The following is a 15,019-nucleotide window of genomic DNA, read 5'->3' as shown; positions in this document are numbered from 1 at the left end:
GAGGTAGTGGCATGACCGCAGCATCAGCGCCCGCCGACGGAAAGGTGGCCCTCGTCACGGGGGCCAGCCGCGGCATCGGCTACGGGGTCGCGGAGGCGCTCGTCGCCCGCGGCGACCGCGTCTGCATCACCGGACGCAACGAGGAGGCCCTCAAGGAGGCCGTGGAGCGCCTCGGGGCCGACCGGGTCATCGGGGTGCCCGGCAAGGCCCACGACGAGGCCCACCAGGCCGTGGCGGTCGAGCGGACGATGGAGGCCTTCGGGCGGGTGGACTTCCTGGTGAACAACGCCGGGACCAACCCCGTCTTCGCCCCCCTCGCCGACATGGACCTGGGCGTGGCCCGGAAGGTCTACGAGACGAACGTGATCTCGGCGCTCGGCTTCGCGCAGCGGACCTGGCACGCCTGGCAGAAGGACCACGGCGGGGCGATCGTGAACATCGCCTCCATCGCCGGGGTGGCGCCCTCGCCCTTCATCGGGGCCTACGGCATGAGCAAGGCGGCGATGATCAACCTGACCCTCCAGCTCGCGCACGAGATGGCCCCGGGGGTCCGGGTCAACGCCATCGCCCCGGCCGTGGTCAAGACCAAATTCGCCCAGACCCTGTACGAAGGGCGCGAAGCGGAAGCCGCTGCGGCCTATCCGCTGGGCAGATTGGGCGTTCCGGCCGATATCGGAGGTGCTGCCGCATTCCTCACATCCGACCAGGCGGAGTGGATCACGGGACAGACTTTGATTGTCGATGGTGGAATCTTTCTGAATGCCGGAGTTGGATGACCGTTATTCGGACGAATTCCCCGCCTGACCGGTGCCAAATGCATCCCTAATATGTACGGAACCGGTCAAGTGCCCCACGGGTCCTCCCCCCTTGGATTCGTGGGGCACTGCGGTATCGTTCGCCGATCCCCTGGCTGATCGAGGAGCGTGCACGTGTTCAACCGGACCAGATGTCTGCAGACCGCTGCGGCCCTTGCGTCCATATCCCTGCTCGCCGGTTGCGGCCTGCTTTCGGAAGACGACGAAAAGGGCAACCAGAAGATCGTCGTCGGAACGACAAGCAAGCCGACCACCCTCGATCCCGCAGCGGCCTGGGACGGTTCCTGGGAGCTTTACCGGAACATCTACCAGACCCTCCTGAGCTTCCCGACCGGCGCTGCGAAGCCCGAGCCGGACGCCGCCCAGAGCTGCGAGTTCACGGACTCGGGCAACGAGTCCTACCGGTGCACCCTGCGCAAGGGCCTCAAGTTCTCCAACGGCGAGGCGCTCGACGCCAAGGCCGTCAAGCACTCGTTCGACCGGATCTTCGCCATCGGCTCCAAGGTCGGTCCCAAGGACCTCTTCGGGAGCCTGGACAAGGTCGAGACCAGCGGCGACCTGACGGTGATCTTCCACCTCAAGACGCCCGACGCGACCTTCCCCTTCGTCCTCGGCTCCCCGGCCGCCTCGCTGGTCGCGCCCAAGGACTACCCGGCGGACAAGCTCCGCGAGGACGGCCGGGTCACCGGCTCCGGCCCGTACCTCCTCAAGGAGTACAAGGACGGCAAGGAGGCGGAACTCACCCGCAACCCGGACTACGCGGGCTTCGCCGACCGCAAGAACGACGCGGTGACGATCCGGTACTTCGAGGACTCCCGCGACATGGTCAAGGCCCTCAAGGCGAAGGAGATCGACGCCACCTACCGAGGCCTGACCGCCGAGCAGATCAAGGACCTCAAGAGCTCCGAGTCCCGCAAGGCGGGCGTGCAGCTCGTGGACAACGTCGGCGCCGAGATCCGCTACCTGGTCTTCAACCCGGCCGACTCGGCCGCCGCCAAGCCGGCGGTGCGCGAGGCCGTCGCCCAGATCGTGGACCGCGGGGCCCTCGTGGCCAAGGTCTACCCGGGCATGGCCGAGCCGCTGTACTCGATGGTCCCCAAGGGCGTGGCGAGCCACAAGACGCCCTTCTACGACCGCTTCGGCCACCCCGACGTGACCAAGGCCAAGCGGATCCTGCGCAAGGCCGGGATCACCGACACGGTCGACCTCACGCTCTACTACACGACCGACCGCTACGGCTCCTCGACGGCCCTGGAGTTCGCCGAGCTCAAGCGCCAGCTGGAGGCCAGCGGCCTGTTCAAGATCACCCTGCGCGGGCAGCCCTGGAAGGCCTTCCAGGCCGGCTACAAGAACGGCGAGTTCCCGGTCTTCGGCCGCGGCTGGTTCCCGGACTTCCCGGACCCGGACAACTTCATCGCCCCGTTCGTCGGCAAGCAGAACGCCGTCGGTACCCCCTACGAGGCCAAGGAGATCACCGACGAGCTGCTGCCCAGGTCCCGCCGCGAGAGCGACCGCGGGGCCGTGGACGCGCAGTTCAACCGGGCCCAGGAGATCCTCGCCGAGGACGTCCGCCTGCTGCCCCTGTGGCAGGGCAAGCTGTACGTCGCCGCCGGCGAGGACATCGCGGGCGCCGAGAGCGCCCTCGACCCGCAGACGGTCATGCAGATGTGGGTGCTGTACCGCAAGACCAGCTGGTAGCGGTTCCGGCCGGGGGGCCGGGAACGGAGGCGGGTGGGCCGCTGTCAGTGGCCGCCGGTAGGTTCGGGGTGTGCGTTGCAGAACGCCGCGAAGTGCTACCGGAGGTTGTTGACGTGACCGAGATCCTGCCCGAGTCCTGGCTCCCCGTCCTCGGCGAGGAACTGGAGAAGCCCTACTTCAAGGAGCTGACCGAGTTCGTCGAGAAGGAGCGGGCCAACGGGCCGGTGTACCCGCCCCGGGACCAGGTGTTCGCGGCGCTGGAGGCCACCCCGTACGAGCAGGTCAAGGTGCTCGTGCTGGGCCAGGACCCGTACCACGGCGCCGGCCAGGGCCACGGCCTGTGCTTCTCGGTGCAGCCCGGCGTGAAGACCCCGCCCTCGCTGCGCAACATCTACAAGGAGATGCAGTCCGAGCTCGGCCTGCCGATCCCGGACAACGGCTACCTGATGCCGTGGGCCCGCCAGGGCGTGCTGCTGCTCAACGCGGTCCTCACCGTCCGCGAGGCCGAGCCCAACTCGCACAAGGGCAAGGGCTGGGAGAAGTTCACCGACGCGGTGATCCGCGCCGTGGCCGAGCGGCCGGACCCGGCCGTCTTCGTGCTCTGGGGCGCGTACGCGCAGAAGAAGCTGCCCCTGATCGACCAGGAGCGGCACGTCGTGGTCAAGGGCGCCCACCCCTCCCCGCTGTCGGCCAAGAAGTTCTTCGGCTCCAGCCCCTTCACCCAGATCAACGAGGCCGTCGCGGCGCAGGGCCATGAGCCGATCGACTGGCGGATCCCGGACCTGGGCTGATGCCGGCCCGCGCCTGGGCGTGAATGGCACGGCGGCCCGTTAGCGTCTTGATGATCACATCGGGCGCACGCCGCAGGAGGCCGCAGTGACGGAGCAGCAGGAGGCGTCCCAGGACGCCGTCATGACCAGGATCGGCCAGGCGATCATGCTGCTCCACGCCGGGGACCGGGAGGAGGCCCGCAACCGGCTCGGCGCGATCTGGGTGGAGATCGGGGAGTACGGGGACCCCCTGCACCGCTGCACGCTGGCGCACTACATGGCCGACGCGCAGGACGACCCCGCCGACGAGCTCGCCTGGGACCTGCGCGCGCTCAACGCGGCCGACGGGCTGGGCGGCGACCGGCCCCCGGGCCCCGGGGCCGCCGCCGAGGTCCGCTCCTTCTACCCGTCGCTGCACCTGAACCTGGCGGCCGACTACGTGAAGGTGCAGCGGCCCGAGGCGGCCCGGGTCCATCTCGCCCGGGCCCGGGCCGCCTCCGCGGCACTGGCGGACGACGAGTACGGCAACGGCGTACGGGCCGCCATCGCGCGCCTGGCGCAGCGGCTGGAGCGGGACGGGGGCGGAACCGGGCCGGGTCCGTACCCGGGCCGGTTCCCGTGACCGGGCCGGGTCACTCCCCGTAGACCCCCGAGCAGATCCGCGACTCGGGGCTGTCCTTGTGCCACTTGCCGAACTTGCGGCCCAGCGCGCACACGTCCGCGGCCTCCGCCGGCAGCTGCGGCAGGTCCTTCACCCGCGGCGGCCGGCCCTTGGCGTGCTCGGGCCGGTCCGGATGCTCCGGATGCCCGCGGTGCACCCGGCCCGGCTCCGGGGCCTGCGCCTGCGCGGGCGGCTGCGGATCGGCCGGCAGACCGGCGGCGGGGATCACCGGCGTCCGCTCCTGCCGCTCGGCCGGGTCTTCCGCCCCCGCGGATCCGGCGGTCCGGCGCCCGGCGCCGGCCGCCTGGCCCCCCACGGCCTCCAGGGCCTCCAGTGCGGGCGCCTGCACGACCACCGGGTCGGGCGCGGCCCCGCCCCGTGGAGCATGTTCGGGCGGCTCCCCGGAGGATGCCGCGGGCTGCACCGCGACAGGGTTCACATTCACACAGCCGGAGACCGCGGAGACCGCACAGGCCACCCCGAGCAGCAGCTTGGTCGTGGTTCGGTTTCGATGCACTCACGCAACTCTGCTGTGCTCCGCCCCGCTTGCGGAAACCCGGAGGCGATATTCACCCCGCACGGGTGAGCGCTCATTCGCCGGTGACGCCGTCGATCTGCTCGCGCAGCAGGTCCGCGTGCCCGTTGTGGCGGGCGTACTCCTCGATCATGTGGGTGTAGATCCAGCGCAGGCTGAACTGCTCGCCCGCACGGGAGCGGTGCACCGACAGGTCGTCCAGGCCGTGCCCGGCCGCGATCTTCCGGGCCCGGGCGATCTCCGCCTGCCGGACGGCCTCGGCATCCGCGAAGGTGTGCTCCTCCGTGACGTGGAAGTCCCCGTCCCGGTCCGCCTCCGTGGAATACAGGTCGGGCAGATCCAGCCCCTCCAGCACCTCCGCGAACCACCAGCGTTCGACCTCGGCGAGATGGCGCACCAGCCCGAGCAGGGTCAGCTCGGACGGCGCCAGTGCGGCCCGCCGCAGCTGTGCGTCGTCCAGGCCCGCGCACTTGAGCGCGAGGGTGGCCCGGTGGTAGTCCAGCCAGCCTTCCAGCATCTCGCGCTCGGCGGCGGTGGTGGACGGTTCGGAGCGTTCTGTAATGGTCATGGCGGTCATCCTGGGGGAACGCGCAGCTCAGCGCCAGGGATTAAGCTGCGGGGCATCGGATCCACTGCCGTGGCGAGCGCCGCGGGACAGCACAGGGAGGCACCCGGTGAAGGTCGGCTGCATCGGACTCGGAGACATCGCGCAGAAGGCCTACCTCCCGGTCCTCGCGACCCGGCCGGGCCTCGAACTGCACCTGCAGACCAGGACCCCGGCCACCCTCGCCCAGGTGGCCGCCCGCCACCACGTACCCGCCGAGCGCTGCCACACCACCCTCGACTCGCTCATCGCCGAGGGGCTCGACGCGGCCTTCGTGCACGCCCCCACCCCCGTCCACCCCGAGATCGTCACCCGCCTCCTGGAGGCCGGCGTACCCACGTACGTGGACAAGCCCCTCGCGTACGAGTACGCGGACTCCCGGCGCCTGGTCGAACTGGCCGAGGCGCGCGGGGTGTCGCTCGCCGTCGGCTTCAACCGCCGCCACGCGCCCGGCTACGCGCAGTGCACCGAGCACCCGCGCGAGCTGATCGTCATGCAGAAGAACCGGGTCGGGCTGCCCGAGGACCCCCGCACCCTGGTGCTCGACGACTTCATCCACGTCGTGGACACCCTGCGCTTCCTGCTGCCCGGCGAGGCCGACCACATCGACGTGCGCGCCCTGGTCCGCGACGGGCTCATGCACCAGGTCGTGCTCCAGATGTCCGGGGCCGGGTTCACCGCGCTCGGCATCATGAACCGGCTCTCCGGCTCCACCGAAGAGGTCCTGGAGGTCTCCGGGCAGGACACCAAGCGGCAGGTGTTCAACCTGGCCGACATCGTCGACCACAAGGGCCAGCCCTCCGTCCGGCGGCGCGGGGACTGGACCCCGGTGGCCCGCCAGCGCGGCATCGAGCAGGTCGTCGACACCTTCCTGGAGGCCGTGGCGCTCGGCAAGACGGTCAGCGCCCGCGACGCCCTGCTCACCCACGAGCTGTGTGAGCGAGTGGTGCTGACGGCGCTGGAACAGGCCCTCTGACGGCCCGCACCGCCTCGCCCGCGCACCACAGGGCGAGCACCAGCAGGGACCCGTACACGGGCCAGTTCCCGAAGCGGACGTAGAGGGTCGTCCCCTGCACGAGGGGCAGTTCGTAGACGGCCGCGGTGCGCTCACCGGTGCCCAGCGGGCGCCCGATCCGTGCGCCCGCGGGCCCGTGGACGGCGCCGACCCCGGTCAGGGTCGCGTGCACCACGGGCCGGCCCGTCTCGGCGGCGCGCAGCGCGGCCAGGGAGGCGTGCTGCTCCGGCGCCCAGCTGCCCTGGAACGAGGAGGTCGCGGACTGCGCCACCAGGAGCGCGGCACCCTCCCGCGCCAGGTGCCGGGACATGTCCGGGAACGCCGACTCGAAGCACACCAGCGGGCCGAAGCGCACCCCCTCCCGGCCGGGCAGCGCCATCAGCACGGGGCCGCTCCCGCGCTGCCGGTCCTCGCCCGCCGCCCGGCCCACCGAGGTGGCCCAGCCGAGCAGCGCGCGGGCGGGTACGTACTCCCCGAACGGCACCAGCCGCATCTTGTCGTACCGGTCCCCGGTCGGGCCCTGCGGGCCGATCAGCAGCGCGCTCTTGTATATGCCCGCCGGCCGTCCGTCCGCGCCCCCGCCCCGGGCGTCCACGTTCACCAGCAGCGGGGCCCCGACCCGCGCCGACAGCGCCGCCAGCCGGCGCACCAGGTCGGGACGCCGGGCGGGATCCGCCCCGACGCTGCTCTCGCCCCACACGACGAGGTCCAGCTCCCGGCCCGCCAGCCCCCGGGTCAGCCGCTCCCCGGCCGTGAAGCGCCGTTCCACCGCGTCCGGGCCCTCCACCACCCCCGGCTGCACCAGGGCCACGCGCAGGCTCCCGTACGCCCCGGGCTGCGGGGCCGCCACCCAGACCGCGCCGGTCAGCACCGCGCAGCCCGCGGTCCCGGCCAGCGCCACCCGGCGGGCCCGGCGCGCCGACACCAGCAGGGTCACCGCGCAGTTGACGGCCACCACCACCAGCCCGACCAGCCACACCCCGCCCACCGACGCCAGCCGCAGGGCCGGCGGCACCTGCCACTGGCTGGCCCCCAGCAGTCCCCACGGCCCCCCGAGCCCCTGCCAGGAGCGGACCAGCTCCGCCAGCAGCCAGCCGGCCGGCAGCACCGCCAGGGCCCGGGCCGCGTCGGAGCCCGAGGGGTCCCCGCCGAGCAGCCGTCGCACCAGCAGGCCCCAGGGGATCCAGAGCAGCCCCAGCAGCGCCGCCAGCGGCAGCAGGAACACGTGCAGGCTCGGCAGCAGCCAGTGGTGCAGGGCCACGATCAGCCCGCAGCCGCCCAGCCAGGCCTCCAGGGCGGCCTGCCGGGGCGTGCGCGCGGTCCGCAGCAGGAGCAGCCACGGCACCAGGCACACGTACGCGAACCACCACAGGGAGGGGGCGGGAAAGGCGAGGGCCGGCAGCGCCCCCGCCGCCGGGGCCGCGCCGAGCCGCCACCTGCCCCCGGGGGGATCCTGCGGGCCGGCCGGGAATCGCATGACACGCCTCCGCTTACAGTGTGGGCCCGCAGGGCGGGCCGGACGACTCAGGCGGCGAAATGGCGCCAGCGCTCCGAGACCGTGACCCGGCGCAGCCGCCAGCCTTCGTAGGTGCGCGCGAGGGCGAAGGAGTAGCGGCCGCCGGCCACGAAGTTGGGCGCCGTGGCGGTGTCGGTGTCCCCGGTCAGCCGCATCGGGTTGACGAAGTCCGCGAGGACCTCGGCCCGGTCGCCGGGCGAACCCCCCAGGTCCTCCAGGGAGATCCGCCGGTTGACGATCAGGTGCTGGCGCACCGGGAACATCCGCATGGTCTCCGCCAGCCAGTCCGCGACCTCCCCGGCCGGTCCCTCGATGCCGCCCGCCGAGCGGTAGTCGGCGCGCCCGTCCGGGGTGAACAGCCCCCGGTACCCCGTCCAGTCCCCGTCGTCCACGGCCACGGCGTACCCGGTGATCACCGCGTCCACCGCCAGCCGGTCCATCACCGTCGCGAGATCCACACGCTGCGTCATCGGGTCAGTGTGGGACAGCGTGCCCGCCAGGCCAAGGGCCGTGCGGGCACCGGAATCCCGCAGCCGCCCTCAGTGGCCGGAATGCGCCTCCCGCTGCCGTACGACGACCAGGAACGCGTCCGAGGCCAGGTCCATCACCACCTCCGCCGCGACGCCCTCGCGCAGCCGCTCGGCCGCGTACTCCTCCGCCGGCCAGCTCCCGCGCGGACTCCCCGCCGGGAACCTCTCCAGTACCACTCGCCGTCCCATGGACACCCCCAACTCGTCTGCCCGGTGCCGCCCGCCCTGCCTCGTCCGGGGCGGGTCCGCCAGGCACAACGACGCGGGGCCCGCCCGGGAACGTTCCCGGGCGGGCCCCGCCGCCTGCGTCCGGCCGCCGTCAGCCGGCCGACTCGCCGGCGTGCGGGCTGAGGGCGCCCGTCGCGACCAGGGCGAACAGGGCGATGCCGAGCAGGATGCGGTAGACCACGAACGGCATGAAGGACTTCGTGGTGATGAACTTCATGAACCACGCGATGACGGCGTAGCCCACGACGAAGGCGATGACCGTCGCGAAGATCGTCGGCCCCCAGGAGACGTGCCCCTCGCCCGCGTCCTTCAACTCGTAGGCGCCGGAGGCCAGTACGGCCGGGATCGCGAGCAGGAAGGAGTAACGGGCCGCCGCCTCGCGGGTGTAGCCCATCAGCAGGCCGCCGGAGATCGTCGCACCCGACCGGGAGACGCCCGGGATCAGGGCCATGGCCTGGCACACGCCGAAGATCAGGCCGTCCCGGACGCCCAGCTCCCGCAGGGACTTGCGCTCGCGCACCACCCGGTGCCGGCCGCCCGTCTCGTCACGGGCGGCGAGCCGGTCGGCGATGCCCAGGACCACGCCCATCACGATCAGGGTGGTCGCGATGAGCCGCAGGTCGCGGAACGGGCCCTCGATCTGGTCCTTGAGCGTGATGCCGAGGACGCCGATCGGAATGGAGCCGACGATCACCAGCCAGCCCATCTGGGCGTCGTGGTCCCCGCGCATGTTCCGGTCGAACAGGGACCGGAACCAGGCGGAGACGATCCGCATGATGTCCTTGCGGAAGTAGATGAGGACGGCGGTCTCCGTGCCGATCTGGGTGATCGCGGTGAAGGCCGCACCGGGGTCGTGCCAGCCCGCGAACGCCGCGGTCAGCCGCAGGTGCGCGCTGGACGAGATGGGGAGGAACTCCGTGAGCCCCTGGACGAGACCGAGGATTAGGGATTCGAACCAGCTCATGTCGGGGTGCGCTCGTCCTTAGTGATCGTGGGCAGGTCGGGTCCGATGCTAGGGCCCGTAGGTGACGCCCCCGACCACAGGGGTGACCGCGGGGGTGACCGCAGGGGGGCGCTGCGGGGCCAGCCGGTGCCGCTTGCGCCAGGCCACCGCCGCCGCCACCAGCCCGGACACCGCGATGAAGCCGAACGAGGCCAGGAACGCCGGCGAGGCGGGGGAGGCCGCACTGCTCCCGGCGATCACGTACGCGGCCGTGTTGGGGACCGTGCCCACCGCGGTCGCGAGCAGGAACGGCAGCCAGCCCACGCGGGACACCGCCGCGCAGTAGTTGGCCGCCGCGAAGGGCACCCCCGGGAAGATCCGGACCGCGAGCACCGAGCGGAAGCCGTGCCGGCCGAGCTGCCCGTCGGCCGCCTCCAGCCAGCGGCCGCGCACCAGCGGCCGCAGGGCCTCCCGGCCCAGTCCGCGGCCGAGCCCGAAGGCGATGCCCGCCCCGAGGACGGTGCCGGCCACCGCAGCGCCCAGGCCCAGCCAGGAGCCGAACAGCGCCCCGGCCGCGAGGTTCAGCAGCGGCCGCGGCACGAACGCGGCCGTGCACAGGCCGTACAGGGCCGCGAACAGCAGCACCGCGGCCCCGGCCGGCAGCGCGGGCGGCAGGCCCTCGGCCAGCAGCCGCTGGGGCTCGTACAGCAGGACGCACGCTCCGGCCGCCGCGAGCAGGACGACGAGCAGCGACAGCCGGGTCCACGGCGCGAGCAGGAAGGACATCCGGGGAGACTAACCGACACATATGTGTGATCGCCGTAATCGGGCTCTCATACGGACGGAGGACGGAGGGGGAGGGGGTGCACGGCGGGGGGCGGCGCAGCGCCGCGCGCTGTGCCGAGGGCCGCCGCCCGCAGGGAAATCCGTTCGACGGGGACGGCCGCGGACGGCATGATCGGGGGCATGTCCCGGTCCGCCTTCGCCCCCGCTCCGTCCGCAGTCGCGGACGCGCCGAAGGCTGCCGTCCCGCCCGTCGCCACCGCGGCCGCATCGCCCTTCGACGGCGCACGAAGCTGACCCTTCCCGGATCGTCCGGCGGACCCCGCAGGGGGAGGGTCGGCCAGGCCCAGGGGTCCCGCTTCCACCACGTTCCGGGAAGGAACAGGCTTCAGCCATGCCCAAGACGGCATTCGTGCGCACCAAGCCGCACCTGAACATCGGCACCATGGGCCACGTCGACCACGGCAAGACCACCCTCACCGCGGCCATCACCAAGGTCCTCGCCGAGCGCGGCGGCGCCTCCTTCGTGCCCTTCGACCGCATCGACCGGGCCCCCGAGGAGGCCCGCCGCGGCATCACCATCAACCTCGCCCACGTCGAGTACGAGACCGGCACCCGCCACTACGCCCACGTGGACATGCCGGGGCACGCCGACTACGTCAAGAACATGGTCACCGGCGCGGCCCAGCTGGACGGGGCGATCCTCGTGGTCTCCGCCCTCGACGGGATCATGCCGCAGACCGCCGAGCACGTGCTGCTCGCGCGGCAGGTCGGCGTGGACCACATCGTCGTCGCCCTCAACAAGGCCGACGCCGGAGACCCGGAGCTCACCGACCTCGTCGAGCTGGAGATCCGCGAGCTGCTCACCGCGCACGGCTACGGCGGCGACACCGTGCCCGTCATCCGGGTCTCCGGACTCGGCGCCCTGGCGGGGGAGCCGCGCTGGACCGCGGCGATCGAGGCCCTGCTCGACGCGGTGGACACGTACGTGCCGACTCCGGTGCGCTACACCGCGGCGCCGTTCCTGCTGCCCGTGGAGAACGTGCTGACGATCACCGGGCGCGGCACCGTCGTGACCGGCGCCGTCGAGCGCGGCACGGTACGGGTCGGGGACCGGATCGCCCTGTTCGGCGGGGACGGCGAGCCGGCCGAGACGGTCGTCACCGGGCTGGAGACCTTCGGCAAGCCAATGGAATCCGCCGAGGCCGGTGACAACGTGGCGCTGCTGCTGCGCGGGGTGCCGCGCGACGGGGTCCGGCGCGGGCACGTGGCCGCCGCCCCGGGCAGCGTCCGCCCGCGCCGCCGTTTCACGGCGCAGGTGTACGTGCTGTCCGCCCGCGAGGGCGGCCGCAGCACCCCGCTCGGCACCGGCTACCGGCCGCAGTTCCACCTCCGCACCGCGGACGTGGTGGGCGAGGTGGACCTCGGGGCGGCGGCCGTGGCCCGGCCGGGCGAGACGGTCGCCATGACCGTGGACCTGGGCCGCGAGGTGCCCCTGGAGCCCGGCCTCGGCTTCGCGATCCGCGAGGGCGGGCGCACGGTGGGGGCGGGGACGGTGACGGAAGTCCTCTGAGGCGTCCGGGTGCCCGGGTGCCCGGGCACCTCCGGGTACCCCGGCGCCCCCGTGGTGCGGCGGCTGCGTCAGACTGCCGCCACACCAGCAGGCACGGGACGGGAGCGCAGACATGGGCGGTACGGCACTGGTCCTCGGCGGGGGCGGCCTCGCGGGGGTCGGCTGGGAGGCGGGCGTCCTGCACGGCCTGGCGGAGGGCGGAGTGGACCTCTCCACCGCCGGACTGGTGATCGGCACCTCGGCCGGCGCCGTGGTCGGGGCCCAGCTCGCCTCCGGGCTCCTCGGCCCCGCCGAACTGTACGAGCGCCAGCTCGGGGACGCCTCCGGGGAGGCCCCGGCCAGGCTCGGGCCCGGGGTGCTCGCCCGGTTCGCCGTGGCCATGCTGCGCGAGCGGGACCCGCTCGGGTACGCGCGCCGGGTCGGGGCCTTCGCCCTGGCCGCCGACACCGGCGCCGAGGCGGAGCGCCGCAAGGTGCTCGCGGCCCGGCTGGTCTCGCACGACTGGCCCGAGCGGCGGCTGCTCGTCACCGCGGTGGATGCCCTGACCGGCGAGCTGCGGGCCTTCGGCCGGGACGGCGGGGCCGGGCTCGTCGACGCGGTCGCCGCGAGCTGCGCGGTGCCGGGGGTGTGGCCGCCGGTCACCATCGGCGGGCGCCGGTTCATCGACGGCGGGGTCCGCTCCGCGACCAACGCGGACCTGGCCGAGGGCTGCGAGCGGGTGGTCGTCCTCGCCCCGCTGGCCGCGGGGGCCGGGGTCCTCCCGTCGGCCCGCACCCAGGCGGAACGCCTGCGGGCCGGCGGGGCGCGCGTCCTCCTCATCACCCCCGACAAGGCGTCCCGAGCCGCCTTCGGGCGCAACGTGCTGGATCCGGCGCGGCGGGATCCCGCGGCGCGGGCGGGACGGGCGCAGGCGGCCCGCCACGTGGCCGAAGCGGCGGCCCTCTGGCACGGGTGACCCCGCAGGGCGCAATCCGGCCCCGGGGGCGTTCGAGGCGCGGGGTCCGGGGCGGGCCCCGGTCCGGGAAGGGGCGGGGCGGGAAGGGCCCGCACAGCAGGGAGAATGGGCGCGTGGACGAAGCAATGCCCGTGATGCGCACCGTCGGCGGCGGCACCGCCAAACTCATGCCCGACCTGGACCGCCCCCACGCCTGGCTCCTCACGGTCGACGGCGCCCCCCAGTCGTACGTGGACCTCGACGCCCCCGGACACCTCGAGTTCGAGTACGTCCGCCGCCTCGGGCACGTCCTGGACGGCGCAGCCGAGGAGGGCCGCCCCCTGGACCTCGTCCACCTCGGCGGCGGCGCCTGCACCCTCGCCCGGTACGCGGCCGCCACCCGCCCCGGCTCCCGCCAGCAGGTGGTCGACGCCGACGCGGAACTCCTGGCCCTCGTCGCCGAGGTGCTCCCGCTCCCGCCGGACTCCGGCATCGCCGTGCACGCCGCCGACGCCCGCGCCTGGATCGCCGCCGCCCCCGCGGACAGCGCCGACGTCCTGATCGGGGACGTCTTCGGCGGCTCCCGCGTACCCGCCGCGCTCACCTCCGTCGAGTACGCGCGCGAGGCGGCCCGGGTGGTGCGCCCGGACGGGATCTACGCGGCGAACCTCGCCGACGGCGCGCCCTTCGGCTTCCTCCGCTCGCAGCTCGCGAACTTCGCCGCCGCCTTCGCGCACCTCGCCCTGGTCGCGGAACCCTCCGTGCTGCGCGGCCGGCGCTTCGGGAACGCGGTCCTGCTGGCCTCCCACCGCGAGCCCGACCTCGGCCCGCTGGCCCGCCGCTGCGCCGCCGACGCGTTTCCGGCGAGGGTCGAGGAGGGCGCCGAGCTGGCGCGCTTCATCGGCGGGGCCCGGCCGGTCGGGGACGCGGACGCGGTCCCCTCGCCCCAGCCCCCCGACGGAGCCTTCAGCCTCGGCTGAGCGGCAGACCGGCCCCCCGCTCCGGCGCGGGCCGCGGACCGCGGCCCGTGGGGCCGGGTCGTCGGCTGCGCTGCCGGTTCACGACCCCGCAGCGGCCTCCGCCGTACCGGCAGCGGTCACGGCGGGCGCCGGTCCGCCCGGTCCGCCCTGCCCCGTCGGCGCGCCCCCGCGGGCCGCGGCCGGCGACGGGCGGCGGGTCATGCGGCGTACGTCCGGGACGAGCAGCACCGCTGCGGTGACGAGGACGACCAGGCAGGCGCAGCCCCACAGGGCCTGGGTGCGGCCGACGGCCGAGGCCACCGGGCCGGCCAGGGCGGTGGCGAGCGGCAGCATGGACAGCGAGCCGAACGCGTCGTACGCGGAGACCCGGGAGAGCTTCTCCTCCGGGATCTCCTGGTGCATGGTCGTCATCCACGAGACGCCGAAGACCTCGATGGCGGTGCCGCTCACGAACATGACCGCGCACAGCCCCCACACCGGCAGCGGCACCGCCAGGGCCGCCGAGGGCAGGGCGAGGGGGAACACGCACAAGGTGGCGGCGAGCAGCAGCCGCCGCGGCTTCCAGCGCATCATGAGCAGCGCCCCGGCGAGGCTGCCCGCGCCGAACATGCCGAGCGCGATGCCCCAGGGCGCCGCCCCGCCGAGCGCGTCGCGCGCCACCAGCGGCCCGTAGACGGACTCGGCCGCTCCGACCACGGCCACCACGACGGAGAACTGGAGCACGATCGCCCACAGCCACGGGCGGCTGACGAACTCCCGCCACCCCTCGCGCAGATCGGCGAGCAGCCCGCCGCCGGGCGCCCGGTCGGGTATGTGGCTCACGTCGAGGAAGGACCGGAGCGCGCCCGCGAGGGCGAAGGCGGCCGCGTCCACGGCGAGCACCCAGCCGGGGCCCATCGCGGCGATCATCGCCCCGCCCAGTGCGGCCCCGCCGATGCCGGCGCTGTTCATCGCCAGCCGGAACACGGCGAAGGCCCGGGCCGCCTGCTCGCCGGTGACGGTGGACATCAGCATGCCCTCGGCCGCCGGGTTGAAGAAGGCCTGTCCGGTCCCGCCCAGGGCGCTGAGCAGCATCATCTGCCACAGCTGTGCCTGGCCGGTGAGGACGAGCAGGGCGAAGGCTCCCTGGGAGACGCAGTTGAGGGCGTTGGCCGCGACCATGACCCGGTGCCTGGGCAGCCGGTCCGCGATCGCGCCGCCGACGAGGAGGAACAGCACCAGCGGCAGGGTGCGGGCGGCGGCGACCAGTCCCACGTCCGCGCCCGAGCCCCCGCTCTGGATCACGGCGAAGGCCGCCGCGATCAGGGCGCCGTGGCTGCCCAGGTTGGTCACGACCGCGGCGGCCGTCAGCAGGGTGTAGTTGCGTCCCGCCCAGGCGGGGCGGCGTGCGGCGGCGGTGGGAGAGGTCACCTCGGGACTATCCCTGCCGGGGGC

General features: G+C 73.9%; 16 protein-coding genes. 8 read left to right on the top strand and 8 right to left on the bottom strand.

What is annotated here, in order from left to right:
* The first annotated feature begins 11 nt into the window (after nt 1–11).
* The 4 genes from ACZ407_RS02540 (at nt 12) to ACZ407_RS02525 (ending at nt 3,905) form a co-directional block, all read left to right on the top strand.
* The gene (locus tag ACZ407_RS02540) at nt 12–776 is read left to right on the top strand and encodes an SDR family oxidoreductase (protein ID WP_468124850.1); all 765 of its coding nucleotides are present in this window, start codon (nt 12–14) and stop codon (nt 774–776) included.
* Nucleotides 777–929: 153 nt separating this feature from the next.
* Nucleotides 930–2,513: an ABC transporter substrate-binding protein gene (locus ACZ407_RS02535; RefSeq protein ID WP_468124848.1), complete on the top strand. Its 1,584-nt coding sequence runs from the start codon at nt 930–932 to the stop codon at nt 2,511–2,513.
* Nucleotides 2,514–2,626: 113 nt separating this feature from the next.
* On the top strand, nt 2,627–3,304 hold the full coding sequence (locus tag ACZ407_RS02530; protein ID WP_468124847.1) for a uracil-DNA glycosylase: 678 nt from the start codon (nt 2,627–2,629) through the stop codon (nt 3,302–3,304).
* An 85-nt stretch (nt 3,305–3,389) separates the two neighbouring features.
* The gene (locus ACZ407_RS02525) at nt 3,390–3,905 is read left to right on the top strand and encodes a hypothetical protein (protein ID WP_468124846.1); all 516 of its coding nucleotides are present in this window, start codon (nt 3,390–3,392) and stop codon (nt 3,903–3,905) included.
* Between the two features lie 10 nt (nt 3,906–3,915).
* Here the strand turns inward: ACZ407_RS02525 and ACZ407_RS02520 are convergent, their stop codons facing one another.
* Together ACZ407_RS02520 and ACZ407_RS02515 are read right to left on the bottom strand one after the other, a co-directional pair.
* Nucleotides 3,916–4,461, bottom strand: a complete 546-nt coding sequence (locus tag ACZ407_RS02520) for a hypothetical protein (protein ID WP_468124844.1) — start codon at nt 4,459–4,461, stop codon at nt 3,916–3,918.
* 73 nt (nt 4,462–4,534) lie between these two features.
* Nucleotides 4,535–5,056 (bottom strand): DinB family protein, encoded by a 522-nt coding sequence (locus ACZ407_RS02515; protein ID WP_468124842.1) that lies wholly within the window; start codon nt 5,054–5,056, stop codon nt 4,535–4,537.
* A 97-nt stretch (nt 5,057–5,153) separates the two neighbouring features.
* Here ACZ407_RS02515 and ACZ407_RS02510 point away from each other — a divergent pair, with 97 nt between their 5' ends.
* Nucleotides 5,154–6,059 carry a Gfo/Idh/MocA family protein gene (locus ACZ407_RS02510; protein WP_468124841.1) on the top strand — a complete coding sequence of 302 codons (906 nt, stop codon included), beginning with the start codon at nt 5,154–5,156 and terminating at the stop codon, nt 6,057–6,059.
* Here the strand turns inward: ACZ407_RS02510 and lnt are convergent.
* The 5 genes from lnt to ACZ407_RS02485 all read right to left on the bottom strand — a co-directional run bounded on the left by lnt (nt 6,004) and on the right by ACZ407_RS02485 (nt 10,101).
* Nucleotides 6,004–7,575, bottom strand: coding sequence for an apolipoprotein N-acyltransferase (gene lnt, locus ACZ407_RS02505; RefSeq protein ID WP_468124839.1), 1,572 nt, complete (start codon nt 7,573–7,575; stop codon nt 6,004–6,006). The genes ACZ407_RS02510 and lnt overlap by 56 nt on opposite strands.
* A gap of 47 nt (nt 7,576–7,622) precedes the next feature.
* On the bottom strand, nt 7,623–8,084 hold the full coding sequence (locus ACZ407_RS02500; protein WP_468124837.1) for a nuclear transport factor 2 family protein: 462 nt from the start codon (nt 8,082–8,084) through the stop codon (nt 7,623–7,625).
* Nucleotides 8,085–8,153: 69 nt separating this feature from the next.
* Entirely contained in the window at nt 8,154–8,333 is a 180-nt protein-coding gene (locus tag ACZ407_RS02495; RefSeq protein ID WP_226737656.1) for a hypothetical protein, read from the bottom strand.
* 130 nt (nt 8,334–8,463) lie between these two features.
* Complete coding sequence (locus ACZ407_RS02490) at nt 8,464–9,336, bottom strand: undecaprenyl-diphosphate phosphatase (protein WP_468124835.1); 873 nt, start codon at nt 9,334–9,336, stop codon at nt 8,464–8,466.
* A gap of 48 nt (nt 9,337–9,384) precedes the next feature.
* Complete coding sequence (locus ACZ407_RS02485) at nt 9,385–10,101, bottom strand: TVP38/TMEM64 family protein (RefSeq protein WP_468124834.1); 717 nt, start codon at nt 10,099–10,101, stop codon at nt 9,385–9,387.
* Nucleotides 10,102–10,492: 391 nt separating this feature from the next.
* Here ACZ407_RS02485 and tuf point away from each other — a divergent pair, with 391 nt between their 5' ends.
* The 3 genes from tuf (at nt 10,493) to ACZ407_RS02470 (ending at nt 13,585) form a co-directional block, all read left to right on the top strand.
* On the top strand, nt 10,493–11,671 hold the full coding sequence (tuf, locus tag ACZ407_RS02480) for an elongation factor Tu (protein WP_468124832.1): 1,179 nt from the start codon (nt 10,493–10,495) through the stop codon (nt 11,669–11,671).
* A 112-nt stretch (nt 11,672–11,783) separates the two neighbouring features.
* Complete coding sequence (locus ACZ407_RS02475; RefSeq protein WP_468124831.1) at nt 11,784–12,626, top strand: patatin-like phospholipase family protein; 843 nt, start codon at nt 11,784–11,786, stop codon at nt 12,624–12,626.
* Nucleotides 12,627–12,739: 113 nt separating this feature from the next.
* Nucleotides 12,740–13,585: a spermidine synthase gene (locus ACZ407_RS02470; RefSeq protein WP_468124829.1), complete on the top strand. Its 846-nt coding sequence runs from the start codon at nt 12,740–12,742 to the stop codon at nt 13,583–13,585.
* A gap of 78 nt (nt 13,586–13,663) precedes the next feature.
* Here ACZ407_RS02470 and ACZ407_RS02465 read toward each other — a convergent pair whose 3' ends face one another.
* On the bottom strand, nt 13,664–14,995 hold the full coding sequence (locus ACZ407_RS02465) for an MFS transporter (protein WP_468124827.1): 1,332 nt from the start codon (nt 14,993–14,995) through the stop codon (nt 13,664–13,666).
* Nucleotides 14,996–15,019: the final 24 nt, after the last annotated feature.

The sequence above is a fragment of the Streptomyces sp. NPDC030809 genome, assembly GCF_055572195.1.
The sequence above is the reverse complement of the archived record's forward strand: the minus strand, read 5'-3'. Positions and strand labels throughout refer to the sequence as shown.

What these genes read in the sequence shown, in the direction of transcription:
- tuf (WP_468124832.1), top strand. Translation starts at nt 10,493, where the DNA reads ATGCCCAAGACGGCATTCGTGCGCACCAAGCCGCACCTGAACATCGGC.
- ACZ407_RS02485 (WP_468124834.1), bottom strand. Translation starts at nt 10,101, where the DNA reads ATGTCCTTCCTGCTCGCGCCGTGGACCCGGCTGTCGCTGCTCGTCGTC.
- ACZ407_RS02515 (WP_468124842.1), bottom strand. Translation starts at nt 5,056, where the DNA reads ATGACCGCCATGACCATTACAGAACGCTCCGAACCGTCCACCACCGCC.
- ACZ407_RS02475 (WP_468124831.1), top strand. Translation starts at nt 11,784, where the DNA reads ATGGGCGGTACGGCACTGGTCCTCGGCGGGGGCGGCCTCGCGGGGGTC.
- lnt (WP_468124839.1), bottom strand. Translation starts at nt 7,575, where the DNA reads ATGCGATTCCCGGCCGGCCCGCAGGATCCCCCCGGGGGCAGGTGGCGG.
- ACZ407_RS02495 (WP_226737656.1), bottom strand. Translation starts at nt 8,333, where the DNA reads ATGGGACGGCGAGTGGTACTGGAGAGGTTCCCGGCGGGGAGTCCGCGC.
- ACZ407_RS02500 (WP_468124837.1), bottom strand. Translation starts at nt 8,084, where the DNA reads ATGACGCAGCGTGTGGATCTCGCGACGGTGATGGACCGGCTGGCGGTG.
- ACZ407_RS02490 (WP_468124835.1), bottom strand. Translation starts at nt 9,336, where the DNA reads ATGAGCTGGTTCGAATCCCTAATCCTCGGTCTCGTCCAGGGGCTCACG.
- ACZ407_RS02540 (WP_468124850.1), top strand. Translation starts at nt 12, where the DNA reads ATGACCGCAGCATCAGCGCCCGCCGACGGAAAGGTGGCCCTCGTCACG.